Annotated in this window: 17 protein-coding genes and 2 pseudogenes; 13 read left to right on the top strand and 6 right to left on the bottom strand. The window is 57.3% G+C overall.

Going from position 1 to position 22721, the window contains the following annotated elements; all coding sequences use genetic code 11:
• Nucleotides 1-11 precede the first annotated feature (11 nt).
• From HFD97_RS07555 to HFD97_RS07545, 3 genes and pseudogenes are all read left to right on the top strand, one after another.
• Complete coding sequence (locus HFD97_RS07555) at nucleotides 12-1343, top strand: amidase (RefSeq protein ID WP_167431686.1); 1332 nt, start codon at nucleotides 12-14, stop codon at nucleotides 1341-1343.
• Nucleotides 1343-1978 carry a DUF4286 family protein gene (locus HFD97_RS07550; RefSeq protein ID WP_185155342.1) on the top strand — a complete coding sequence of 212 codons (636 nt, stop codon included), beginning with the start codon at nucleotides 1343-1345 and terminating at the stop codon, nucleotides 1976-1978. Before HFD97_RS07555 ends, HFD97_RS07550 begins: the two co-directional genes overlap by 1 nt.
• A pseudogene (locus HFD97_RS07545) lies at nucleotides 1971-3280 on the top strand (MFS transporter). Before HFD97_RS07550 ends, HFD97_RS07545 begins: the two are co-directional and overlap by 8 nt.
• Before the next feature lie 175 nt (nucleotides 3281-3455).
• Here HFD97_RS07545 and HFD97_RS07540 read toward each other — a convergent pair.
• A pseudogene (locus tag HFD97_RS07540) lies at nucleotides 3456-3668 on the bottom strand (VF530 family DNA-binding protein); the annotation flags it as partial.
• Between the two features lie 204 nt (nucleotides 3669-3872).
• On the opposite strand from HFD97_RS07540, the gene HFD97_RS07535 reads away from it, so the two are divergent.
• Entirely contained in the window at nucleotides 3873-5177 is a 1305-nt protein-coding gene (locus HFD97_RS07535) for an MFS transporter (RefSeq protein WP_167431685.1), read from the top strand.
• A gap of 356 nt (nucleotides 5178-5533) precedes the next feature.
• On the opposite strand, the gene HFD97_RS07530 is transcribed toward HFD97_RS07535, so the two are convergent.
• From HFD97_RS07530 to HFD97_RS07520, 3 genes are all read right to left on the bottom strand, one after another.
• Entirely contained in the window at nucleotides 5534-7000 is a 1467-nt protein-coding gene (locus HFD97_RS07530) for an aspartate aminotransferase family protein (protein ID WP_058957822.1), read from the bottom strand.
• 14 nt (nucleotides 7001-7014) lie between these two features.
• A complete protein-coding gene (locus HFD97_RS07525) occupies nucleotides 7015-8400 on the bottom strand; it encodes a diaminobutyrate--2-oxoglutarate transaminase (protein ID WP_009093017.1) in 1386 nt (461 codons plus the stop codon).
• Between the two features lie 474 nt (nucleotides 8401-8874).
• Nucleotides 8875-9450: a TetR/AcrR family transcriptional regulator gene (locus tag HFD97_RS07520; protein ID WP_167431867.1), complete on the bottom strand. Its 576-nt coding sequence runs from the start codon at nucleotides 9448-9450 to the stop codon at nucleotides 8875-8877.
• A 95-nt stretch (nucleotides 9451-9545) separates the two neighbouring features.
• Here HFD97_RS07520 and HFD97_RS07515 point away from each other — a divergent pair, with 95 nt between their 5' ends.
• The 7 genes from HFD97_RS07515 to HFD97_RS07485 all read left to right on the top strand — a co-directional run bounded on the left by HFD97_RS07515 (nucleotide 9546) and on the right by HFD97_RS07485 (nucleotide 17133).
• Entirely contained in the window at nucleotides 9546-10439 is an 894-nt protein-coding gene (locus HFD97_RS07515; RefSeq protein ID WP_167431684.1) for an ABC transporter six-transmembrane domain-containing protein, read from the top strand.
• A 156-nt stretch (nucleotides 10440-10595) separates the two neighbouring features.
• Nucleotides 10596-11792 (top strand): MFS transporter, encoded by a 1197-nt coding sequence (locus tag HFD97_RS07510; protein WP_150029029.1) that lies wholly within the window; start codon nucleotides 10596-10598, stop codon nucleotides 11790-11792.
• Between the two features lie 423 nt (nucleotides 11793-12215).
• Nucleotides 12216-12428 carry an RNA chaperone/antiterminator CspA gene (cspA, locus tag HFD97_RS07505; protein WP_003855207.1) on the top strand — a complete coding sequence of 71 codons (213 nt, stop codon included), beginning with the start codon at nucleotides 12216-12218 and terminating at the stop codon, nucleotides 12426-12428.
• A gap of 301 nt (nucleotides 12429-12729) precedes the next feature.
• The gene (locus HFD97_RS07500; RefSeq protein ID WP_154928713.1) at nucleotides 12730-13641 is read left to right on the top strand and encodes a DMT family transporter; all 912 of its coding nucleotides are present in this window, start codon (nucleotides 12730-12732) and stop codon (nucleotides 13639-13641) included.
• 144 nt (nucleotides 13642-13785) lie between these two features.
• Entirely contained in the window at nucleotides 13786-15015 is a 1230-nt protein-coding gene (locus HFD97_RS07495; protein WP_058957827.1) for an MFS transporter, read from the top strand.
• Between the two features lie 26 nt (nucleotides 15016-15041).
• Nucleotides 15042-16106 carry a sugar phosphate isomerase/epimerase gene (locus HFD97_RS07490; RefSeq protein ID WP_167431683.1) on the top strand — a complete coding sequence of 355 codons (1065 nt, stop codon included), beginning with the start codon at nucleotides 15042-15044 and terminating at the stop codon, nucleotides 16104-16106.
• A 46-nt stretch (nucleotides 16107-16152) separates the two neighbouring features.
• Nucleotides 16153-17133 (top strand): LacI family DNA-binding transcriptional regulator, encoded by a 981-nt coding sequence (locus HFD97_RS07485; RefSeq protein WP_150029033.1) that lies wholly within the window; start codon nucleotides 16153-16155, stop codon nucleotides 17131-17133.
• Between the two features lie 129 nt (nucleotides 17134-17262).
• Here the strand turns inward: HFD97_RS07485 and HFD97_RS07480 are convergent, their stop codons facing one another.
• A complete protein-coding gene (locus tag HFD97_RS07480) occupies nucleotides 17263-18084 on the bottom strand; it encodes an alpha/beta fold hydrolase (RefSeq protein WP_167431682.1) in 822 nt (273 codons plus the stop codon).
• 649 nt (nucleotides 18085-18733) lie between these two features.
• On the opposite strand from HFD97_RS07480, the gene fdhF reads away from it, so the two are divergent.
• Both fdhF and HFD97_RS07470 read left to right on the top strand, forming a co-directional pair.
• Nucleotides 18734-21706 (top strand): formate dehydrogenase subunit alpha, encoded by a 2973-nt coding sequence (gene fdhF, locus HFD97_RS07475; RefSeq protein WP_167431681.1) that lies wholly within the window; start codon nucleotides 18734-18736, stop codon nucleotides 21704-21706.
• Nucleotides 21706-22191, top strand: coding sequence for a DUF1641 domain-containing protein (locus HFD97_RS07470; RefSeq protein ID WP_167431680.1), 486 nt, complete (start codon nucleotides 21706-21708; stop codon nucleotides 22189-22191). Before fdhF ends, HFD97_RS07470 begins: the two co-directional genes overlap by 1 nt.
• Before the next feature lie 15 nt (nucleotides 22192-22206).
• On the opposite strand, the gene HFD97_RS07465 is transcribed toward HFD97_RS07470, so the two are convergent.
• Nucleotides 22207-22614: a GFA family protein gene (locus HFD97_RS07465; protein ID WP_111207122.1), complete on the bottom strand. Its 408-nt coding sequence runs from the start codon at nucleotides 22612-22614 to the stop codon at nucleotides 22207-22209.
• Between the last annotated feature and the right edge of the window lie 107 nt (nucleotides 22615-22721).

Here is a 22721-nt window from a genome sequence, read left to right as displayed (position 1 = left end):
GGAGAGCGCCGATGACCACACTCTGGCAAGCCAGTCAGCAGTTGCAGAGCGGCGATGCTACGCCCGAAGCCTTTACTGAATCCGCGTTGCAGGCCGCGCAGGATCCTGAACAACAGGGGGCACTGGTGTTCACGCAACGCTACGCCGCGTCTTGTAGCGCAGCAAACGCCCGCTGGCAGGCACAGCAGGCGCTAAGTCCTATCGATGGACTGCCAGTCAGCATTAAAGATCTGTTCGATGTCGAGGGAGAGGTGACCACGGCCGGTTCACGCTTACTGGCCGATGCGCCCGTGGCGGCTGCCAATGCCAGCGCCGTCGATAAGCTGCTGCTGGCGGGCGCCGCCATCGTCGGTAAAACCACGATGACGGAGTTCGCTTTTTCCGGCTTAGGCATCAATCCCCATTACGGCACGCCAGTCAATCCGTGGCAGCGCGAGCAGCAGCGTATCCCCGGCGGATCGTCCTCTGGCGCGGCCGTGGCGGTTGCTGAGGGCATGTGTCTGGCTGCCGTTGGCACCGATACCGGCGGTTCGGTGCGTATCCCTGCTGCACTCTGTGGCCTGACCGGCTTCAAACCCACGGCAAAGCGCATCAACCAGCGGGGAACGTTACCGCTTTCGACCTCACTCGACAGCATCGGGGTGATCGCGGACGACGTACGCAGCTGCTGGCTGCTGGATAGCGTCATTGCCGATCGGCCGCTGGCGTTACAGTCGCTGGATCTGCGAAACGCGCGCTTTGCTGTGCCACAAACGCGCGTACTGGATGGTCTGGATCAGCATGTGGCGCAGGCCTGGCAGCGAGCCATCACGCTTCTGAAGCAGGCGGGTGCGACAGTTACCGACATCACGTTGCCTGAGCTGGATGAGCTGAATGCTATGAATGCGCGTGGCGGCATTACGGCTTATGAAGCCTGGCAATGGCATAAAAAAAGCGCGCAGGCACACCCTGAAGCTTACGATCCCCAGGTGCTGGTCCGCATCCAGCGCGGCAGCCATCTCACCGTGCAGGATGCCACTGAGCTTTACCAGCAGCGTGCTGCATGGCAACAGCGCATCAACGCAGCGCTAGGGGATTTTGATGCGTTACTCATGCCAACCGTTCCGCTTGTCGCGCCCACTATCGCGTCGCTCAGTGATGCGCAGCGCTATATGGAGATTAACGCGCTGATGCTGCGCAACCCCAGCATTATCAACATGCTGGACGGCTGTGCGCTCTCTTTACCCTGCCATCAACCGGGCTCTGCTCCGGTTGGCCTGAGCCTTGCTTCGATTCATGGTGATGACGCCCGCTTAATCAGCTGGTCGCTTGCCGTGGAAACTGCCCTTAACCGGAGATCCTGATGATGACTCAACCCCACGGCATGCTGTATGTCGCCACCAACATTGGCGCTGAAGATGAGGCTGACTTTAACCAGTGGTATGACCATGAACACGTAGAGGAGCGTGTAGCCATTACGGGATTCCTGAGCGGTACTCGCTATCAGGCAGTTAACGCTGAGTATCGATATCTCGGTTTATATGAAACCGACTCGCTGGACGCCTTTACCAGCGCCGATTATCACGCCGCATTCACGCACCAGACGGCATGGTCGGTGCAGAATCTGCAAAAAATGGTTAACCCCATGCGCCGGGTGAGCACGGTCGTGCACAAGCATGGCAAAGGCACGGGCAATCAGTTAGCGGTGTTGACGCTGCAGGCGATCGATGGCAGTGCGCTAAGCGCCTGGCAGCAGCAAATAAGCCAGACGCCGGGCTACATCTCCTCCTGCGTGCTGATGCCAGACAGCGTCCTGAGTTCGCCGTTACCGAAGGAAAACCAGGATCAGCGGAAAATGCAGCCGATGCTGCTGATTCATTGCAGCGATGCACGGAGCTGCGATCGCCTCGCTGCGGCCGCGGCACAGCTGTTTGCGGGAGAGATACAGCGTTATGCCCTCAACTGGCAGTTAACAAAACAGGAGCTGACCCATGGCTGATACCGATTCTCTGCAACATGCAGCAGGCGCCGTGCGCACCAAATCGAAGACCGGGCGTCTGGCTGCTGCCAGTTCGATTGGCACCGCGCTTGAGTGGTACGACTTTACCGTTTACAACATCATGGCCGCGCTGGTGTTTAACCATATCTTTTTCCCCAGCTTCGATCCGCTGGTCGGCACCATTCTGGCGTTTTCAACCTATGCGGTAGGCTACATTTCACGTCCGCTGGGGGGCTTCGTGTTCGGTCACCTTGGCGATGTCGCGGGGCGTAAAGCGGTGTTGATCATCACGCTGGTGATTATGGGCGTAACCACGGCGCAATGGGCCTGCTGCCGGGCTATGCGGTCTGGGGCATCTGGAGCCCGGTTCTGTTAGTCGCACTGCGGTTTGTGCAGGGCATCGCGCTGGGCGGCGAATGGGCAGGGGCCGTGTTGTTATCGATGGAGCATGGCGACGCGAATAAACGCGGGCGTAACGCCTCCTTTGCGCAGGTTGGTCCATCCTGCGGCACGCTGATCGGCACGGGCTTTATTACGCTGGTCACGGTGATGATGAGCGCCGATCAGTTTCAGGCGTGGGGCTGGCGCATTCCGTTCCTGCTAAGCCTGGTACTGGTGATATTTGGCCTGTGGCTGCGTCGCGGTGTGGAAGAGACACCCACCTTTGTCGCAATGCAGGAACAGGAGAAAACCACGCACACCCCGTTAAAAGAGGTTTTCGTAAACTATCCGAAACAGCTATTTATTGCCGGAGGATCGCGTATCGGCTCTGATGTCCTTTACGCGCTGGTAGTCGTTTTTACGCTGACCTACGTCACCACCGTGCTGCAATTACCGCGTCCCCTGGCGTTAATGGCTACAATGCTGGGCGCAATAGTTAACGCGATTACGGTGCCGATGTTTGGCGCGCTTTCAGACAGGTGGGGACGACGCCCGGTTTACATTACCGGCGCGCTGCTGGCGATTGTATGGTCATTTCTGTTCTTTGTGCTGCTTGATAGCGCGCATCCGGTGTTGATCGTGCTGGCGGTGATTGGCGGTTTGCTGATCCATGCGATGATGTACGGGCCGCAGGCCGCGTTTGTCACTGAGCAGTTTCCGGGACATGTGCGTTACGCGGGTTCATCCCTGGCCTATACCCTGGCGGGCATTGTCGGCGGGGGCTTTGCGCCCCTGATCATCACCACATTATTTAAAGAAATGGGCAGCACGCTGTGGGTCTCTTTGTACGTCAGTCTGGCATTGGCGATTACGCTATTCGCGTTGTGGAAAGCCAGAGAGACTGCTCATCGTCAGGATTAAGATTGTCAGGGCGAAGGATTGCCCTTGTCCGGGCTATCGCTGAAAGTGATGCTGCGCATAATGTTCACCCGCGGGCTTGTTCATGCCGGGATGTGCAGCATCAGTAACAACAGAGGATAAGCTCAGACTCACCCCGGTTCTGCTTCAGAGAAACAAGTGTGCCGCGTTACGCTTTTAGCGAGGCGAGATAGAGCGCTTCCACTTCCGCCCGCGCCCAGGGGGTGCGTCGCAGAAACTTCAGGCTCGATTTCACGCTGGGATCGTTTTTAAAGCAGTTGATGTTGACCCGATTTCCCAGCTCCGCCCAGCCATACTGCGCGACTAAATGGTTGATCTGCATCTCCAGAGTGACGCCGTGCAGAGGATCTTTTGAGGTGTGCGCGTTCATTATCTTTTCGCCTGATTTAGTCAATGGCGCACATCCTGACAACGGTAAAGCGGATGTGCAAGGGCTGAGGATGAAAAAGGTCTGCCACACCGTGCTATCGCCCTTTTTCTGTGTCCGCGCTAACGTGACGGGCAGAAGCGTGCGCAGCCGGGCAGCGATTGTGCTAATCATAAGCGACCCATGATTGACTGAGGATCGCCTGCCATGTCCGCTTCCGATACTGATCTGCTCAGCTCCCCCCGCCGCAAACGTGCCCTGATTGCCGGGTCGGTCGGAAATTTCATTGAATGGTATGAGTTTGCCGTTTATGGCTTCCTGGCTACTCTGATTGCGGAGAACTTCTTCCGGCTTCAGGGCGAATCCGCGCTGACCGGTATCCTGCTGACCTACGCCTCTTTTGCCATCGCCTTTTTCTTCCGTCCGCTTGGCGCCGTGCTGTTTGGCCGGATGGGCGACAGGATTGGGCGCAAGCCCACCCTGATTTTTGTGCTGATCATGATGACGCTGGCCACCGCGGCTATCGGCCTGGTGCCGACCTATGCCCAGCTGGGCGTGCTGGCTCCCCTGATCGTTACCGGGCTGCGTATTCTGCAGGGGCTGTTTGCCGGAGGCGAGTATGGCGGGGCGGTGTCGCTGATGACCGAATTTGCTCCGCCCGGCAGGCGTGGCCTGTATGGTGCCTGGCAATCCTTTACCGTTGCGCTGGGATTGCTGGCGGGTGCAGCGATTGTTGCGCTGCTTTCGCGGCTGCTGACGCCGGAAGAGATGCTGAGCTGGGGCTGGCGCATCCCGTTCTTTGTTGCCCTGCCGCTGGGGGGTATCGCGCTCTGGCTGCGGGCTGGCATGGAGGAGACCCCGGCGTTTATCCGGCAGCAGACGCAGCCCCGCGAAAAAGTGACCGCCAGCCTGAGTGACACCCTGAAAACGATTCTGCTCGGTATCTGCCGGCTGATGGTGTGGTCGGCGGCCGGGTACACCTGGCTGGTGATTATGCCGACCTACCTGCAGGCCTCACTGCACACCGGCTTTAATGAGGCGCTGCTGATTGCGGTGATTTCGAACCTCGGGTTTGCTGTCACGATTATTCCGGCGGGAATGCTGAGCGACAGGATAGGCCGCCGGACGGTGATGGTCTCGGCGGCGATCCTGCTGCTGGTGCTCTCTCTGCCGCTGCTCAACCTGTTGCAGGCTGAGAACACCGCAACCGGGCTGAAAGGGCTGGTGGTCTTTATCGCAGGGGGTGTGGTGGGCCTGCTGGCCGGGCCGGGACCGGCGATGCTGTCAGAGATGTTTCCGACGCGGGTGCGTTATACCGGTCTGGGCCTTGCCTATTCACTCTCTAACGCGCTCTTCTCCGGCTGTGCCGGTCTGATCATCACCGGGCTGATTAAAGAGACGGGCAATCCCGATATTCCCGCCTGGTATGTCATGGCGACCGCACTGGTCAGTATTGTGGCGCTGATGACGCTGAACAAAGACGATCATAAGCGAGCGCTGGATGAGGGGTGACCGCAGGCTCAGCGCCCGGAGGGGGCATTCAGGCTGAAAATCTGATCGCGGTTGTGAACCTTGGTCCCGTGACTATCGGCGATCAGGATGATGGCGGCCATCGCTAACGCCAGAAGGAGGATGAAAATTTTACGCATGATAGTAAATGTGTATTCCTGACAGTTCAGTGAGGTCTGATACCGGGGCCGTAACGGCTGGCCAGCTCGGCTTTAATTACAACACCCATAGAGAGTGCCTGATGGCGGGATCGCATTCTTTGATCCTGATACTGAATTGACCGGAAAGCAGGAAAAGAGGGAAACAGCGGCATAAAAAAAGGGCGCCTTCAGGCGCCCTTCAGAGTTTTAGCAGAACTGTTAAACCAGCTGCTGAGCCGTGGTTTCTACCAGCGTCAGCAGGATTTTAATGTCTTCCAGCGTCACGGTCGGGTTGAGCAGCGTCATCTTCAGACAGGTCACGCCATCGTGCTCGGTCACGCCGACGTTAGCACGGCCCGACTCCAGCAGGGCATCCCCGATACGCTGGTTCAGCAGCGCGATATCCGCGTCGCTGAGGTGCGCCAGATGCGCCGGACGGTAGCGGAACAGCACGCTTGCCAGCTGCGGCTTCATTACCAGCTCCAGCGCCGGCTGCGCATCCACATATGCTGCCACGTGCTGTGCCAGCGTCACACCGTGGTCGATGATGGCGGCATACTGTTTCTGACCCAGGGCTTCCAGACCCATCCACAGTTTCAGTGCATCAAAACGGCGAGTGGTCTGCAGGGATTTCGACACCAGATTCGGTACGCCCTGCGCTTCGTCAAACTCAGAGTTCAGATACGCAGCCTGATAACGCATCAGCTCGTAGTGACGTGCTTCCTTCAGCAGGAAAGCGCCACAGCTGATGGTCTGGAAGAACTGCTTGTGGAAGTCCAGCGTAATGGAGTCCACCAGCTCAATGCCGTCCAGATAGTCGCGATACAGCTCGGAGAGCAGCAGTGCGCCGCCCCACGCCGCATCCACGTGAACCCAGATGTTCTCTTCAGCCGCCAGCGTGGCAATTTCACGCAGCGGATCGATCGCACCGGCATCGGTGGTGCCTGCGGTGGCAACAATCGCCAGAATATGCTCGCCGTTGGCTTTGGCTGCGGCCAGCTTGTGACGCAGGTCATCCATATCCATGCGGGCAAAGCTATCGGTTTTCACCTGCGTGACGGACTGATAACCCAGACCCAGCAGCGCCATGTTCTTCTGAACGGAGAAGTGCGCATTTTCTGAACAGAAGACTTTCATCTTTTTCAGGTCACCGGTTAAGCCATCCTGCTGAACAGAATGACCCTGACGGGCATACCACGCGTCGCGCGCCAGCATCAGGCCCATTAGGTTGCTCTGAGTGCCGCCGCTGGTGAAGACACCGGCATCGCCCGGCTGATAACCCACCTGGGTACGCAGCCATTCGATCAGCTTCATCTCAATCAGGGTTGCAGAGGGAGCCTGATCCCAGGAGTCCATACTCTGGTTAGTGGCGTTGATCAGCACTTCCGCCGCCTGGCTGATCACCAGGCTAGGGCAGTGCAGGTGCGCCACACACTGTGGGTGATGCACCGACAGGCTGTCTTTCAGGAAGTACTCAATGGCACGTTCAATCGCAGCCTGGTTGCCCAGGCCGTCAGGATTGAAGTCCAGCGTAATACGCTCGCGCAGCTCTGCGACGGTTTTTCCCTGATACATCTCAGGTTGTTCCAGCCACTTAACGACCGCCGCGCTACTCTGGGCGATCGCCTGCTGGTAGGCCTCGGTACTCTGAGATGAGGCCGCCAGGATTGGGTTTAACCGGGACATTGCATTCACTCCACTTATACTGGTTTCACGCCAGCTGACAGCAGGGCGTTTTCAAATTTATCCATAAACACGTCAAGTTCAGCATCGGTGATCAGCAGGGAAGGCAGCAGGCGCAATACGCTACCGTGACGTCCGCCGCGCTCCAGGATCAGGCCGTTCTCGAAACATTTCTTCTGTACCAGCGCAGAGAGCTCGCCGTCAGCCGGGAAGCTGCCCATGTGATCAGCGGCTTCGTCAGGTTTCACCAGCTCGATACCGATCATCAGACCCAGGCCACGGACGTTGCCAATCACCGGGTAGCGCTGCTGCAGTTCGTTCAGTTTACCTTTCAGCAGTTCGCCCTGTGCCGCGACTTTATCTGCGATGTTGTTCTCTTTCAGCAGTTTCAGCGTGGTCAGGCCGGTTGCCATCGCCAGCTGGTTTCCGCGGAAGGTGCCGGTGTGGTGACCCGGTGACCAGGCATCGAACTCTTTCTTAATGCCCAGCACGGCCAGTGGCAGACCGCCACCCACAGCTTTGGACATCACGATGATGTCTGGCTCAATACCCGCGTGCTCGAAGGCGAAGAATTTGCCGGTACGGGCAAAGCCTGCCTGAACTTCGTCGAGGATCAGCAGGATGCCGTGCTCCTGGGTGACTTTACGGATGCGCTGCAGCCATTCCGCCGGAGCCGGGTTCACGCCGCCTTCACCCTGAACGGCTTCCAGAATGACCGCCGCAGGTTTACGCACACCGCTCTCAACGTCGTTGATCAGGTTTTCGAAATAGTAAGTCAGCGCTTTCACGCCCGCTTCGCCGCCAATGCCCAGCGGGCAGCGGTAGAGGTGCGGATAAGGCATGAACTGCACTTCCGGCATCATGCCGTCAACGGCTTCTTTCGGTGACAGGTTACCGGTCACTGACAGCGCGCCATGGGTCATACCGTGGTAGGCACCGGAGAAGCTGATAACACCGGAACGGCCGGTGTGCTTTTTCGCCAGCTTCAGCGCTGCTTCCACGGCATCGGCGCCGGACGGGCCGGTAAACTGCAGGCAGTAATCTTTGCCCTGGCCTGGTAACAGGGAGAGCAGATACTCAGAAAACGCGTCTTTTAACGGCGTGGTTAAATCCAGAGTATGTAACGGCAAGCCGCTGGTAATGACATTTTGAATGCTCTGCAGAACGTCTGGGTGGTTATGGCCCAATGCCAGCGTTCCGGCACCCGCAAGACAATCAAGATACTGATTGTTCTCGACGTCGGTGATCCAGACACCCTGTGCTTTCGCAATAGCGAACGGCAATTTGCGCGGATAACTTCGAACGTTAGATTCAAATTCGGCCTGACGGGCTAAATAGGTTTCATTGGTTGCGTTTAATGTCTGTGCATTCGAACTGTCAATACGGACTTTATCCGTCATCATATCTCTCCTACAACCGCGACGGGAGTAACGTCTCAGTTGAATAAATGAATTAAAAAAGTCATGGGTATGTTTAAAGCGCGGCCAATATAGGGGTTTTTAAGGTCCGACTCAATGATTAATTTGATCAGAAAAAAAGTACTTCTTTACTATAGTTATCAACCAGTTGTTGAGATTGTGACCGCATGCTTTACTGCCGTTTCGCTAATGGTTAAATAATAAATGGCGAAAAAACACCGGCTTACAGCTCACAGCCTGTGCTAAGTCAATGATAATAATCTGTGTAAACAGCTGTTTCGGAGGCGAAACGCTATCAAAAAGGGCACTTTTCAGACAGAAAAAGCATAAGTCAGTTTAATTAGCGAAGCTGCATATATACCGCCATAGATGTAATGACCAATTAAAATAATAAACCTTTTTTTAACATTTAATTAAAAACGTCCCGTTGCAGTTGGGTCAGTGCGCGGTTTAATCCCTTTATCCCAGCACACAATCTATAAAGTGGTTTAAATCCGCCAGCGCTTCACGCGCCTTCGCTTCTGAGGGATTAACCGTCAGTAAGTCGGCATAACCGTTAAGCATGGCGCTGATCTGTCTGGCGGTGCGGGCGATATCGGCGCAGCGCAGTGTCCCGTCAGTGACGCCGTCACGGATAATGGTTTCCATCAGTTCCTGCCACTCTGCCGTCATCGTCTCTGCCAGCCCGGCATAGGGCTGATAGTGTGCCGCACTCTGCCAGAAGGAGGCATAAAGCTGCCAGGTGGCATCCGGTGCGGCGGGCAGATGGCTTTCAAAGAGGCGCAGCAGTTTCTGACGCGGCATGAGGCCGGACAGGGAATCTGCGAAGGCTTCATAATCCCGCCGCATGAAGCGCTCCAGTGCGGCCAGACAGAGGCTCTGCCAGTTACTGAAGTAGTGATAAATGTGGCTGCGTGAAATGCCCACCGACTCGGTGAGCTCGCGGGTGGTGACTTTTTCTATCCCTTTCTCAATAAATAATGCTATCGCGGCATCCAGGATTTTTGTCTTCAGTGCTTCTGCTGACGCTTTCATCATGACTCTCACATTGACTTTGAGCAAATGCTCAAATAGACTCTTTTTCATACTTGAGCAACCGCTCAAGGATAACACTATCAGAAACAGAAACGATGTCTTCCTCTAAACTTATCCTTCCCGTTGCGGCTCCCCGCAGCGCTATTCTGACACTGAAAGCGCTTGGCCGTCGCCATCGCCGCAAGCTCTTCTTCACGCTGCTGCTGGTGGTCGCGGAAAATGTCATGTATCTGCTTTATCCGCTGCTGGCGGGCTTTGCTATCAATGCCATCCTCTCCGGCAGAACCTGGCAGGCGTTACTCTATGCGGCGATGGTGTTTACTATGTGGGCGATTGGCGCAGCCCGGCGCAGCGTCGACACCCACACCTTTGCCCGCATTTATGCGGAGCTGGCGGTGCCAGTGATTGTGGCGCAGCGCAGCGAAAATCAGAGCGCGTCGACGATTGCGGCAAGGGTGGCGTTATCACGCGAGTTTGTCGATTTCTTTGAGAAGCATCTGCCGGTGCTGATTACCTCGCTGGCGTCGATGACCGGGGCGGCGGTGATGCTGCTGGCCATTGAGTTCTGGACTGGCGCAGGGTGTCTGGCGATCCTGCTGTTTTTCGCCTGTTTTCTGCCAGGCTTTACCCGCAAAAATGATGCGTTGTTTAATCGACTCAACAACCGGCTGGAGAAAGAGGTGAATTTCGTTACCCATGCGAACGCCGCTTCACTCGGCCGTCATTATGGGGTTTTAGCCAGCCTGCGTATCCGTCTCTCTAATCGGGAAGCCTGCGGTTATCTGGCCATCGGCAGCATGGCCGCGCTGCTGTTTGCTGGCACCATCGCGTTAATGGCGGGCCGGGGTGGCACCAGCGCGGGTCACATCTATTCGGTGATGACCTATATGTGGATGTTTGCCATGAGCCTCGATGATGGCCCTCAGCTGCTGGAGAAGTATTCCCAGCTGAAAGACATCGGCCGTCGGGTAAATACCGGCATGCCGTAGTCGCCTGTGCGGATGGAACGTGCGCCAGATCACAAAATGGGTTGCCATGCGCGGTCTGACTTTTTATAGTCTGGCCGCTTCATCCGGACGGAACACGCTCTGCTTCCTTCCTCCGGCTCACTTCAGTTTTTCAGATCAGGCCATTGGGAATCCATTTTGTTAAGAAAAGATCATAAAACCGACGATGCCGGTTTTGTCCGCTGGGCATTGCTGGCCCTTGCACTGGGCGGCTTCGGCATCGGAACCGGCGAATTCATCATGATGGGCCTGCTGCCGGACGTGTCGCGCTCGCTCGCCATCACCGAACCGCAGGCGGGCAACGCCATCGCCAGTTATGCGCTGGGGGTGGTGGTTGGCGCGCCATTTATTGCGGTGCTGGCGGCGCGGATGGCGCGTAAATCGCTGCTGCTCATCCTGATGGCACTGTTCAGCATCGGCAACGTCGCCAGCGCGATGGCCGACAATTATCACGGCCTGATCGTGGCGCGTTTTCTGACCGGCCTGCCGCACGGCGCTTACTTTGGCGTGGCCTCACTGGTCGCGGCGTCACTGGTGTCGCCGGCGCGGCGGGGGCGTGCGCTGGCCTCGCTGATGCTGGGACTGACGGTGGCCACCCTGATTGGGGTGCCGCTCGGCTCCTGGATAGGTCAGCTGTTCAGCTGGCACGTGGTCTTCACCTTTGTCGGCGCGATTGGTCTGCTGACCTGTCTGCTGATTGGTCGCTATGTGCCTTATACACCCGGCGATACAGAGGCTCATCCGCTGCGTGAACTGGGTGCGCTGAAAAACGCGCAGGTGCTGCTGACTCTGCTGGTGGGCGCCGTCGGTTTTGGCGGCATGTTTGCGATCTTCAGCTATATCGCGCCGACGCTGATTAACATCGCGGGTATCTCTCCCTCGCTGATCCCGTGGGCGATGGTGGCGTTCGGGCTGGGGATGATCATCGGTAATCTGGTCGGTGGCCGTCTGGCGGACGGGCCGGTGCTGAACATTATCGGCTGGACACTGCTCTGGAACGTGCTGGTGATGCTGGCCTTCCCGGTGCTGGTCCAGCATGTGGCAACCGGCCTGCTGGCGACCTTCCTGATCGGCACCTGTTCAGTGCTGCTGCCATCACTGCAGATCCGCCTGATGGATGTTGCCAATGAGTCACAGACCCTGGCAGCCGCGATGAACCATTCGGCGCTGAATATCGCCAATGCGATGGGCGCCTATCTCGGTGGCCTGACGGTGTCGCTGGGTTATGGCTGGCTGTCAACGGCGTGGGTTGGCGTGGCGCTGGGGGTCGGTGGCCTGATGGTCTTTGTAATGACGGCGCGGCATGCCGCCCGCCAGCAGGCTGAACTGGCCTGATAGCCGCCGGGCAGGGCGCAGCGGCAGCCGGGGTTGTCGCTGCGCGGGGCTGGCTGAGACCCGTGGGAAACGGGGTGCAGCCAGCCTCAGAACCGGGTTGCGGCTATGAAGATTCAGCGTTCGTTATCTTTTCCGCCGTTCAGGAAATAAAAAAGGCCAGATAAATCAGTAAAGATGCCTGGCCGTCTGGATGTTAAAATTAAATTAAAATAATGTTTGCTAATGTCGGGCAGGCATGACTTAATAGCGTCATCGGTTTGGAACACAGACCTTATCAAAGCAGTTTTAGTCAAGCAGTCCTCAGTGCAAGCGATATCTCAAGATACCCCTTCTTCGTGAGTCTCCTCCTAAAATCCTGGTAAGTTTATTTCTGGAAGACAGGCCATCTCTGCCACCTTGTGGCTCATTATTAAGGAAGTATCGATGTCGAATAAAATGACTGGTTTAGTAAAATGGTTTGATGCGGGCAAAGGTTTTGGTTTTATCTCCCCGCAGGATGGCAGCAAAGATGTATTCGTTCATTTCTCTGCCATTCAGAGCAACGATTATAAAACCCTCGATGAAGGTCAGCAGGTCGAATTCACCATTGAAAACGGCGCTAAAGGCCCATCAGCGGCAAACGTTGTCCCGATGTAATATCTGATGATCAATGCGGCTTACGATAGCGATGACGGCAACAGCCTGAGCAGTTAAGCGAGCATTGATGATTGAAAAAACCCGCCTTGTGCGGGTTTTTTGCGTTCTGAAGCCTGCCACTAAGCCATTCCCTCCTGACAGGGGATGAGCCGCTGACCTCTTCATGCCGTAAAACGGTGAGAAAAAAAGATAAAATGCCGTCAGCCGGCTCATCGCGGCAGATAGCCGTTTATCGCTGTGCGACTATAGAGGCAAAGAACTTCTCCTGCTGACGTTTACCACCCGGAAGGTTATCTGCTCTATGAACGCCTCTGCTGGCATCGCAATGAAGGTCATGGCTGCGCTAAGCTCCACGCTGATGCTGGCCTGTGTAAAACAACTGGATGGGGCGATACCGGTTGGCGAAGTGATCTTTTTTCGCTCGCTGCTGGCGCTGGTGCCGCTGCTCATCTGGCTGCGTATCCAGGGCAGCGTACTGGACGGCATCCGCACCCGTAACATTCGCGGCCACGTTGTGCGCGGGCTGGCGGGGACCGGTGGGCTCTATTTCAGCTATCTTTCGCTGCTTTATATCTCACTGACGGATGCCACCGCGATCAACTATGCCGCGCCGCTGTTTACCGTGCTGCTGGCGGCACTGCTGCTGCGTGAAAAAGTCCGTCATCACCGCTGGGTTGCCGTCTTTATGGGATTCACCGGCATTCTGGTCATGTTCTCCGGGCATCTCTCGCTGACGCAGCAGGGCAGCTTCTCGCTCTCAGCGTCGGCCGGGATCCTGCTGGCGTTAATGGCCGCATTCTGCACCGCCTGTGCGCTGGTTCAGATCCGCTTTCTTAACGGCAAAGAGAAACCGGGCGCTATTGCTTTCTGGTTCGCCATTACCACTGCCTTAACGTCGCTGGTTACGCTGCCTGCCGGATGGAAGGTGCCGCAGGGCAATCAACTGGCGTTGCTGGTGGGCTGCGGGTTGCTGGGCGGCATCACCCAGATCCTGATGACGCTGAGTCTGCGCTACGCCGAGGCCTCACTACTGGCCCCGTTTGACTACACCACCCTGATCTGGTCGGTGGCGGTGGGCTATCTGCTGCTGGGCAACCTGCCGGACTCTGCCACCGTGGTCGGTGCGATCCTGGTGGTAACAGGCGGTCTCTACGCCGTGCTCTATGAGCGTTACCGTTTCCGCAAAACGCAGATGGCGAATGTCAGCTCGTGATCTGCTGCATCCCGCGCGCGTGTGTAAAGTGCGCAATGATAACGCAGCGTTAATAATTTGTGATCCCGGCGAGAGAAGCTCATTTTGTAATCGATTACTTTTACACTCTGACAAGGTAATCGATGACTCACGGGTGAGGTTCCTATGATTGCAACGGTGCAGGAGAGTGCAGGCCAGCGGGTGCAGCATAAGCTGCTGGTTCCGCGCCTCTCTCTGATGATGTTTATGCAGTTCTTTATCTGGGGCAGCTGGTCGGTGACGCTGGGCCTGGTCATGACCCGCCACAACATGCCGTTGCTGATCGGGGATGCCTTCTCTGCCGGGCCTATCGCCTCGATTCTGTCGCCGTTTGTGCTCGGCATGCTGGTGGATCGCTTTTTCCCTTCCCAGAAGGTGATGGCGGTGATGAATCTGGCCGGTGCGATGATTCTCTGGTTTGTGCCACAGGCGCTTATGGCAGAGAACGGGGCGCTGCTGATCGCGCTCTTATTTGGCTACACGCTCTGCTTTATGCCGACGCTGGCGCTCGCAAACAATATCGCTTTTCACAGCCTCGCCAGCAGTGAGAAGAGTTTTCCTATCGTCAGGGTTTTCGGCACTATCGGCTGGATTGTGGCGGGGATCTTTATTGGTGTCGCCGCCATTGCCGACAGTGTGGCCGTGTTCCAGCTGGCCGCACTCTGTTCCGTGCTGCTCGCTCTTTACAGCCTGACGCTGCCGCACACGCCAGCGCCGGCTAAAGGTCTGCCGTTGAAAGTCCGCGATCTCTTCTGCGCGGATGCCTTTGCCCTGCTTAAACAGCGTCATTTCTTTGTCTTCGCGCTGTGCGCCACCCTGATCTCGATTCCGCTGGGCACCTACTACGCCTTCACCGCCTCCTGGCTGGCGGATGCCGGTGTCCGCAACGTCAGCACACTGATGTCACTGGGTCAAATGTCTGAAATTCTCTTCATGCTGATCATCCCGCTGCTGTTTCGCCGCCTCGGCGTGAAGGCGATGCTGCTGATTGGCATGTCAGCGTGGTTTGTGCGTTATGCCCTGTTTGCACTGGGCATGAGTGATGAGACGCGCACCCTGATCTACCTCGGCATTCTGCTGCATGGCGTCTGCTACGACTTCTTTTTTGTGGTGGGTTTTATCTACACCGATCGCATCGCCGGTGAAAAGGTCAAGGGACAGGCGCAGAGCATGGTGGTGATGTTCACCTATGGCATCGGCATGCTGCTGGGTTCGCAAATCTCCGGCGCGCTCTACAACCATCTGGTTGCGGGTCAGGTGAGTGCGCAGAACTGGGCGCTGTTCTGGTGGATCCCGGCGGGCGCCGCCGCGCTGATCGCGATTATCTTCTTCTTCTCTTTCCGTTACCGTGAATAAGCGCTGGCGGCGCGCAGGAGCGACAGATGAAAACAGTTAAAGGGCCGGGACTCTTCCTGTCACAGTTCATTACCTCTCAGCCTCCGTTCAACTCGCTGGCCGGGCTGGCGGAATGGGCGGCGGGACTGGGATACCGGGCGCTGCAGATCCCCTGCCATCAGCCCGCCATTTTTGACCTTGAACAGGCGGCGGTGAGCCAGACTTACTGTGATGACGTGCGGGGGGTGCTGGCCGATTCTGGCCTCGAAATCAGCGAACTGTCGACGCATCTCGAAGGGCAGCTGATTGCCGTCAATCCCGTCTTCGATAGCGCTTTCGATAATTTTGCACCGGCAACGCTGCGTGGCGATCCTGCCAGGCGCACGGAGTGGGCGATGACCACCCTCAGACGTGCCGCAGCCGCGTCGGAAAGGCTCGGCCTGCGCGCTCACGCCACCTTCTCCGGCTCGCTTGCCTGGCCCTGGTTCTATCCCTGGCCGCCCCACAATGCCGCGCTGTTTGCAGAAGCCTTTGCCGAACTGGCGCGCCGCTGGTTGCCGCTGCTGGACGTTTTTGACCAGCACGGTATTGATCTCTGTTATGAGATCCATCCCGGCGAAGATCTGCATGACGGTGTCACGTTTGAACGTTTTCTGGCTGAGGTCAATCATCATCCCCGCTGCAATATCCTGTTCGATCCCAGCCATCTTCACCTGCAACACATCGATTATCTGCAGTTCATCGACCACTACCATTCACGCATCAAAGCCTTTCACGTCAAGGATGCGGAGTATCAGATTAACGGGCGTAGCGGGGTCTATGGCGGCTATCAGCCCTGGCTGACGCGCGCCGGGCGTTTTCGCTCGCCGGGCGACGGCCAGATAGACTTCGGCGGCATCTTCAGTAAGCTGGCGCAGTATGACTATGACGGCTGGGCGGTACTGGAGTGGGAGTGTTGCCTGAAGGCGGGTGAGACGGGCGCGCGGGAAGGTGCGGCGTTTATCCAGCGTCATATTATTCCGGTGGCCGATCGCGCCTTTGATGATTTTGCCGCGTCCGGTGAAAACCGCCCGTCAGTGCGTCAGCAGCTGGGGCTGGATCGCGACGCGTGAAGTGCGCGGATAACCGGAACCGCACAGGATTAAAACAGGGAGCGCTATGTCTGTTCAGAAAATCGCCCGGATGGCCGGGGTGTCCGTCGCCACGGTTTCCAGAGTGCTGAATAACAGCGACCGGGTTAAACCGGCCAACCGGGAGAAAGTGCTGGCGGCGATAGAAGAGAGCCGCTATCAGCCCAATCTGCTGGCGCGACAGCTGCGCACCGCCCGCAGCTCGATGATTCTGGTGCTGGTCTCCGATATCTCTAACCCCTTCTGCGCTGAAGTGGTTAAAGGCATTGAGACGCAGGCGGAGCAACAGGGGTATCGCATTCTGCTCTGTAATTCGGGGGCCGATATCGCCCGGTCGCGATCCAGTCTGCAACTGCTTTCCGGCAAGATGGTGGATGGCATCATCACCATGGATGCTTTCAGTAAGCTGCCGGAGCTGAGTCAGCTGATTGGCGCTGCGCCCTGGGTGCAGTGCGCCGAACACGATGATGAGGGGCGGGTCTCCTGCGTCGGCATTGACGATCAGCGTGCCGCGCAGGCTGTTGTGCGACATCTGGCCGCCCGGGGACGCCAGCGTATTGCGCTGATCAATCATGATCTGAGCTACAAATATGCCCGGCTGCGGCAGCAGGGCTACCTCCGGCAACTGGAAGAGGAGCAGCGGGAATGGCAGAGCATCATCTGCGCCAGCGCGTTGAGTTTCAGCGCCGGTAAAGCGGCGATGCTTGCGCTACTGGCCGGGGAGACGTGGCCCGATGCGGTGTTTGCCGTGTCTGACACGCTGGCAGCAGGGGCGATGGCGGCGATCCAGCAGGCAGGCCTGCAGATCCCGCAGGATATTGCCGTGGTGGGGTTCGATGGCAGCGACCTGGCGGAGATGGTGTCACCTCCTTTAACGACCCTGGCACAGCCTTCAGGCGTGATGGGTCGTCGGGCCTGCGAGCTGCTGCTGCAAAAAATTGCCCAGCCCGATGTGCCGCCGCAACGGGTGGTGATGCCGGCTGAGCTGGTGGTGCGGGCCAGTGGTTAAAGATGCGGGTTCCGGCACAATGACGGGAGGTGAAGGGACAGCGGGGGATAATCCGGCATGAACCGGCTGCCGCTGGCAAGGCGCGCAGGCGGGTGAAAAGGGCGCAGTCGCGGCTGCGCCCTGTATGGGTCAGAGTGCGTTCAGGAAGGCCAGCAGATCCTGATTCAGCTGATCCTGATGCGTCACCGCAAAACCGTGTGGCGCATTGTCATAAACCTTCAGTTCCGCCCCCTCAATCATCTCCGCCGCCACTTTGCCGGTAGACTCAAACGGAACGACCTGATCGTTGCTGCCATGAATCACCAGCGTTGGTACCTTCACCTTCGCCACGTCTGCACGGAAATCGGTTTCGGCAAAGGCCGTCACGCAATCCACGGTGCTTTTCAGCGAGGCCAGCAGGGCAATGTTCAGCGTCTGCGTCAGGACGCCCTCGGAAACGGTCTGCCCGGCGTTGGTGCCATAGAAGGGGGTGGCAAACTCTTTGATAAACTGGGCACGATCCTTAAGCAGGCCGTCGCGGATACCTTCAAAGACCGACATATCCACCCCCTGCGGATAGTCTGTTGTTTTACCAAAGATGGGTGTGACGGCACCCAGCAGCACCAGCGCCGCCACGCGATCGCTGCCATACTGGCCGATGTAGCGCGTCACGTCGCCGCCACCCATAGAGAAGCCGACCAGCGTCACCTGCTGCAGATCCAGATGGGTGATGAGATCGTTGATATCTGAGGCAAAGGTGTCGTAATTATTGCCGTTCCAGGGTTGATCGGAGCGACCAAAACCGCGGCGGTCAAAGGCAATCACGCGATAACCGCGCCCGGCCAGGAAGTTCATCTGGCTATCCCACATATCCGCGTCCAGCGGCCAGCCGTGACTGAATAAAACAGGCTTGCCGGTGCCCCAGTCCTTAAAATAAATTTGCGTGCCGTCGGTTGCTTTAAAGGTGCTCATGATATTGCCCTCTGTCTGACGTGATGGATGATATGTCGGTGATGCGCCCGTTAAACCGGGGCCACCACCCGCTGAGACGGGTCGGCCTTTCGCCCGCAATTAATAAAGCGTTAACGTGATGCTCAACTGCTGAAAACGCCTCTCAGTCTGTATGCCGGCGGTTAAGACTCTGCATCATCAATAGTAATCCGGTATTCGGGATTCATCATGAGAGGGTAGCACCTGTATGGCTTTCGCCCCTGCAGAGTCTGTCCTGAATTCAGTGGTCCAGAGACGAGCAGATTAAGCAGCAATCTATTACAGGCTAAAGTCGGTTGACCTTTCTCATTCATCATCGAGTGCGGAGATATGAGCTTTTCGTGTTTCTAGTTACAACATACTTTAAAAGTTTTCACCAGCCCACTGAAACATTGTGCAGATAAGGTCAGGTAGCCCGAAGGGGAAGTTCAGCGTAATCAACCCCCCTGAATGAAAGCAGTAAAAAGTCATTACATTTAAAAAAAGCCTTAACTGTCAGCGATTAACCCGAATAAGCGTAGCCGTACAGATGGCGTAGTGGCTAATCCTCACTAAGCTTGTGAGGCAACCCTATAAATTCAGGGGTATTTTTCCAGCCGGAAGCTATTCGCAATGTCGCCATGGGGCTTATATGAGTGAAAATTACTGCACTATTGTTTTCAATGGTGAACGGATGCAGGGCCTGGCCGACCAGCCGCTGATCGATTTTCTGGATGCCCAGGGAAAAAAATTACCTCACGTCTGTTACCATCCGGCGCTGTCGCCCTTACAGAGCTGTGATGTCTGCTGGGTGGAAGCCAACGGTGAGCGGGTGCGGGGCTGTACGCTTCGAACCGAAGAGGGCTTAACGGTGCAGAGTGAAGGCCAGGTGCTGGAGGCGATGCAGCAGGAGGGGATGGATCGCCTGCTTAACCGTCATGAACTCTACTGCACCGTCTGCGAACACAATACCGGGGACTGCACGCTGCATAACGCCGTGGCCGATATGCACATTCCGATTCAGTACTATCCTCATCAGCCCAAGCCCTACGCGAAAGATCACTCTAATCCGTTTTACACCTACGACCCTGACCAGTGCATCCTGTGCGGCCGCTGTGTTGAAGCGTGCCAGAATGTCGAGGTTAACGAGACGCTCTCCATTGACTACACCCAGGCGCACCCGCGTGTGCTGTGGGATGGCGGAACCGAAATCGCCGGCTCCAGCTGCGTCAGCTGTGGTCACTGCGTCACCGTCTGCCCCTGTAATGCGCTGCTGGAAAAAACCATGCAGCCCGATGCGGGGCCTTTTACGGCGATGGATGAAGGGCTGAAGCGCCCGCTTATCGACTTCGTAAAAGCGCTGGAGAACAGCATCGGCATGGAGCCGATCACCGGCGTTTCAAAAATTGATGTGGCACTGCGGCAGTCGGAAATCAAACGGACTAAAACGGTCTGTACTTACTGCGGCGTCGGATGCAGTTTTGAAATCTGGACCCGCGATCGCCACATCCTGAAAATTCAGCCGGTGGCAGAGGCCCCCGCCAACGGTATTTCGACCTGCGTGAAAGGCAAATTCGGCTGGGACTTCGTGAACAGTCCTGAAAGACTGACCACCCCGCTGATCCGTGAAAACGGACGTTTCCGGCCCGCCAGCTGGGATGAGGCGCTGCAACGGGTAGCGGAGGGGTTGCAGGCCGTGGCGCGGCGACACGGCGGGGATGCGATTGGCTTTATCGGCTCCAGTAAAGCCAGCAACGAAGAAGCCTATCTGACGCAGAAAATTGCCCGGCTGATCTTCGGCACTAACAACGTCGACAACTCCTCCCGATACTGCCAGAACCCGGCGACAGAGGGACTGTTTCGCACGGTTGGCTATGGCGGTGACGCCGGAACGATTGCAGACCTGCAGCAGACGGAACTGATAGTCCTGGTGGGCAGTAACCTCTCTGAAAACCACCCGGTTATCGCCTCCCACATCAAACAGAGTCATAAACATCGCGGTCAGAAGCTGCTGGTTGTCGATCCGCGCCGTCATGAAATGGCCGAGCGTGCCGATTGCTATCTGCGCATCCGTCCCGGCACCGATCTGGTGTGGGCCTCAGCGATGGCGAAATATATGTTTGACCACGGTTATGCCGATGAATCATTTCTGGCGCAGCGGGTTAATCAGGTGGGGGCGTACCGGGCTTCACTGGCTCCCTTTACCCTGGCTTTTGCCAGCGAGATTTGTGACCTGAGCGAACCGGCGCTGATCGAAGCCGCAGAGATGATCGGCCAGGCGGGCAGTGCCTGTATCTTATGGGCGATGGGCATCACGCAGCACAGCCACGGCGCAGACACCAGCACGGCACTGTCGAATTTGCTGCTGGTTACCGGCAACTATGGCCGGCCCGGCACCGGTGGCTATCCGATGCGCGGCCATAACAACGTACAGGGCGCCAGTGACTTTGGCTGTCTGAGTAATCTCTACCCTGGCTATGAGAAAGTGACCGATCCGGCAATGCGAGAAAAATGGGCGCGTGCCTGGGGCGTGGCACCGGAAGCGCTCTCCGACAAAGCGGGGGCCGATAACTTTAAAATGGTGAAAGAGGCCGGTGAGGGCACGATTCGCGCAATGTACATCACCGGGGAGGATACGGCGTTTGCCGATGCCGATTCCGCGTCGGTGCACGCTGCCTTCAGTAAACTGGAATTTATGGTGGTGCAGGACATCTTTATGTCGCGCACAGCTGAATTTGCCGATGTCGTCTTACCCGGCTGCCCGAGCGTCGAAAAAGAGGGCACCTATGTCAACACCGAGCGGCGTATCCAGCACTTCTCTCCGGCGATGAAACCCCTGGGTGACAGCCGACCTGACTGGCAGATCTTTACCGAACTCGCAGCCCGACTGGGCCACCCATGGCACTATCCGAATCCCGGTGCGATCATGGCGGAGGCAGCAGGGATTGCAGAAATCTTTGCGGGCGTCAGCTATGAACAGCTGGTCGGCTGGCAGTCGCAGCTCTGGCCGGTGAGCGCGGCGGGCGAAAGCACTCCGCGGCTCTATACCGAGCGGTTTAACTTCCCGGATGGCAAAGCCCGGCTCTATCCGCTGAGCTGGCAGCCTCCCGCCGAGCAGGAGGATGCGGAATATAATCTGCTGCTGAATAACGGCCGGATGCTGGAGCATTTTCAGTCGATGAATCAGACCGGGCAGGGCGGACGCATGCTCTCACTCTCGCCCAACGCCTTTGTGGAGATCTCACCGGCGCTGGCGGCGTCGCGCAGCCTGACCGAAGGGGAGTGGGTGCGTATCACCTCGCGGCGCGGTTCGGTGGATGTGCCGGTTGTCATTACCGAACGCGTGGCCGGTCATATTCTCTTTATGCCAATCCACCACGGAAAGGATGGCGTTAATGCCCTGACCGGGGAACATCACGATCCTGATGTCAACACACCCGCCTATAAAGAGATTGCCGTCAATATGAAGCGCATTGACCGCCGGCCGCAGCCCGATCCGATGCCGCTTCACAACTTCCGGCACGGCAGCCGGACCCCACTCGATCATCTGCCCATTGAGCAAAAGTGGCAGCAGGCCGGCTATCGTGAGCCACCTGAACATGTTGAAAAACCGGAGAAATTTTAATGGCTGAACGGATAAGATATCAGGTTACGCCTGCGCGAACCGAACCGACCGCCAGAGAGGCGATGGATGAGCTGATTGAAAATCTCCACCAGCACGGTTTTCTGCGCCTGGCGAACGATCTGGTGAAGTCGAATAGCGAGGTGGGTAAGATTCTGGTGTCGGGCCTTAATCAGCCCGGCACGCAGAATGCCCTTCAGAACATTTCGCTGCTGATGATGACGCTGGGCAGTGTGCCGCCCGAGCGGTTCAATCATCTGTTGCAGGCGATCCGTGATGCGGCAATGGCCGTCAAACCGGCGCGGGAAGAGGCCCGTCAGGAAAAAGCCGCGCCGGGTATTCGCGGCATCATCCGTCTGCTCAATGATGAGGAGCTGTGGCGCGGCCTGCGACCTCTCCTGACGGCGCTGGATGTCTTCTCTCAGCAGATCGACAGGGAAGAGGAGAAGCCGATCACCCGTTTCAGCGGCAAACCGAGCCGGGAATAGTGCTTCCCGGCTGGCTCAGCGGGTCGGGGTGTAAACCAGATGCCCCGCGATCCCACCGGCGCCGCCATCTTTGGGGTGATTCATGCCATCGGAGACCGGCACGTCGGTGAAATCAAAGGGCGAAACCCCGTCCAGGCAGGCGACGTTCACGCCGAACTGATCGGGTTGCGACCGGCTCTGATGGAAGGTGTAGATGCCACAGACCGAACAGAAGTAGTGTCCCACCTGTTTGCTGTTAAAGCGATATTCGGTGAGCTGTGCGTCACCCTGCGTTAACGCCACGTGGGTGGCAAATACCACGACTGCGCCGCGCATCCGGCAAAATGAGCAGTTGCAGCGGCGCACCGTGTTAAACCCATCTTTCAGCGTCACCCTGAATGCCACTGCGCCACAGTGGCATTGAGCCGTTAGTTCTTCGTGCATTGCCTTCTCCCGTGTCGTAATTCCAGCCAGCTTTCAGCCTACGCCAAAGCCTGAGTTTTGACAGCCTCCGCGCCGGATTTGTTGCTAACACGGAGAGCGGGGGTGGT

Origin of the sequence: Pantoea sp. EKM103V, from assembly GCF_011800365.1 — a bacterium.
Classification (GTDB): Bacteria; Pseudomonadota; Gammaproteobacteria; order Enterobacterales; family Enterobacteriaceae; genus Pantoea; species Pantoea anthophila.
The sequence above is the reverse complement of the archived record's forward strand: the minus strand, read 5'-3'. Positions and strand labels throughout refer to the sequence as shown.

Bases quoted from the DNA above. Each gene is read 5' to 3' on its own strand.
- HFD97_RS07525 (WP_009093017.1), bottom strand. From the start codon at position 8,400: ATGATGACGGATAAAGTCCGTATTGACAGTTCGAATGCACAGACATTA.
- HFD97_RS07465 (WP_111207122.1), bottom strand. From the start codon at position 22,614: ATGCACGAAGAACTAACGGCTCAATGCCACTGTGGCGCAGTGGCATTC.
- HFD97_RS07490 (WP_167431683.1), top strand. From the start codon at position 15,042: ATGAAAACAGTTAAAGGGCCGGGACTCTTCCTGTCACAGTTCATTACC.
- HFD97_RS07495 (WP_058957827.1), top strand. From the start codon at position 13,786: ATGATTGCAACGGTGCAGGAGAGTGCAGGCCAGCGGGTGCAGCATAAG.
- HFD97_RS07555 (WP_167431686.1), top strand. From the start codon at position 12: ATGACCACACTCTGGCAAGCCAGTCAGCAGTTGCAGAGCGGCGATGCT.
- HFD97_RS07480 (WP_167431682.1), bottom strand. From the start codon at position 18,084: ATGAGCACCTTTAAAGCAACCGACGGCACGCAAATTTATTTTAAGGAC.
- HFD97_RS07470 (WP_167431680.1), top strand. From the start codon at position 21,706: ATGGCTGAACGGATAAGATATCAGGTTACGCCTGCGCGAACCGAACCG.
- HFD97_RS07520 (WP_167431867.1), bottom strand. From the start codon at position 9,450: ATGAAAGCGTCAGCAGAAGCACTGAAGACAAAAATCCTGGATGCCGCG.
- fdhF (WP_167431681.1), top strand. From the start codon at position 18,734: ATGAGTGAAAATTACTGCACTATTGTTTTCAATGGTGAACGGATGCAG.
- HFD97_RS07535 (WP_167431685.1), top strand. From the start codon at position 3,873: ATGTCCGCTTCCGATACTGATCTGCTCAGCTCCCCCCGCCGCAAACGT.
- HFD97_RS07500 (WP_154928713.1), top strand. From the start codon at position 12,730: ATGAACGCCTCTGCTGGCATCGCAATGAAGGTCATGGCTGCGCTAAGC.
- HFD97_RS07485 (WP_150029033.1), top strand. From the start codon at position 16,153: ATGTCTGTTCAGAAAATCGCCCGGATGGCCGGGGTGTCCGTCGCCACG.
- cspA (WP_003855207.1), top strand. From the start codon at position 12,216: ATGTCGAATAAAATGACTGGTTTAGTAAAATGGTTTGATGCGGGCAAA.
- HFD97_RS07530 (WP_058957822.1), bottom strand. From the start codon at position 7,000: ATGTCCCGGTTAAACCCAATCCTGGCGGCCTCATCTCAGAGTACCGAG.
- HFD97_RS07515 (WP_167431684.1), top strand. From the start codon at position 9,546: ATGTCTTCCTCTAAACTTATCCTTCCCGTTGCGGCTCCCCGCAGCGCT.
- HFD97_RS07550 (WP_185155342.1), top strand. From the start codon at position 1,343: ATGATGACTCAACCCCACGGCATGCTGTATGTCGCCACCAACATTGGC.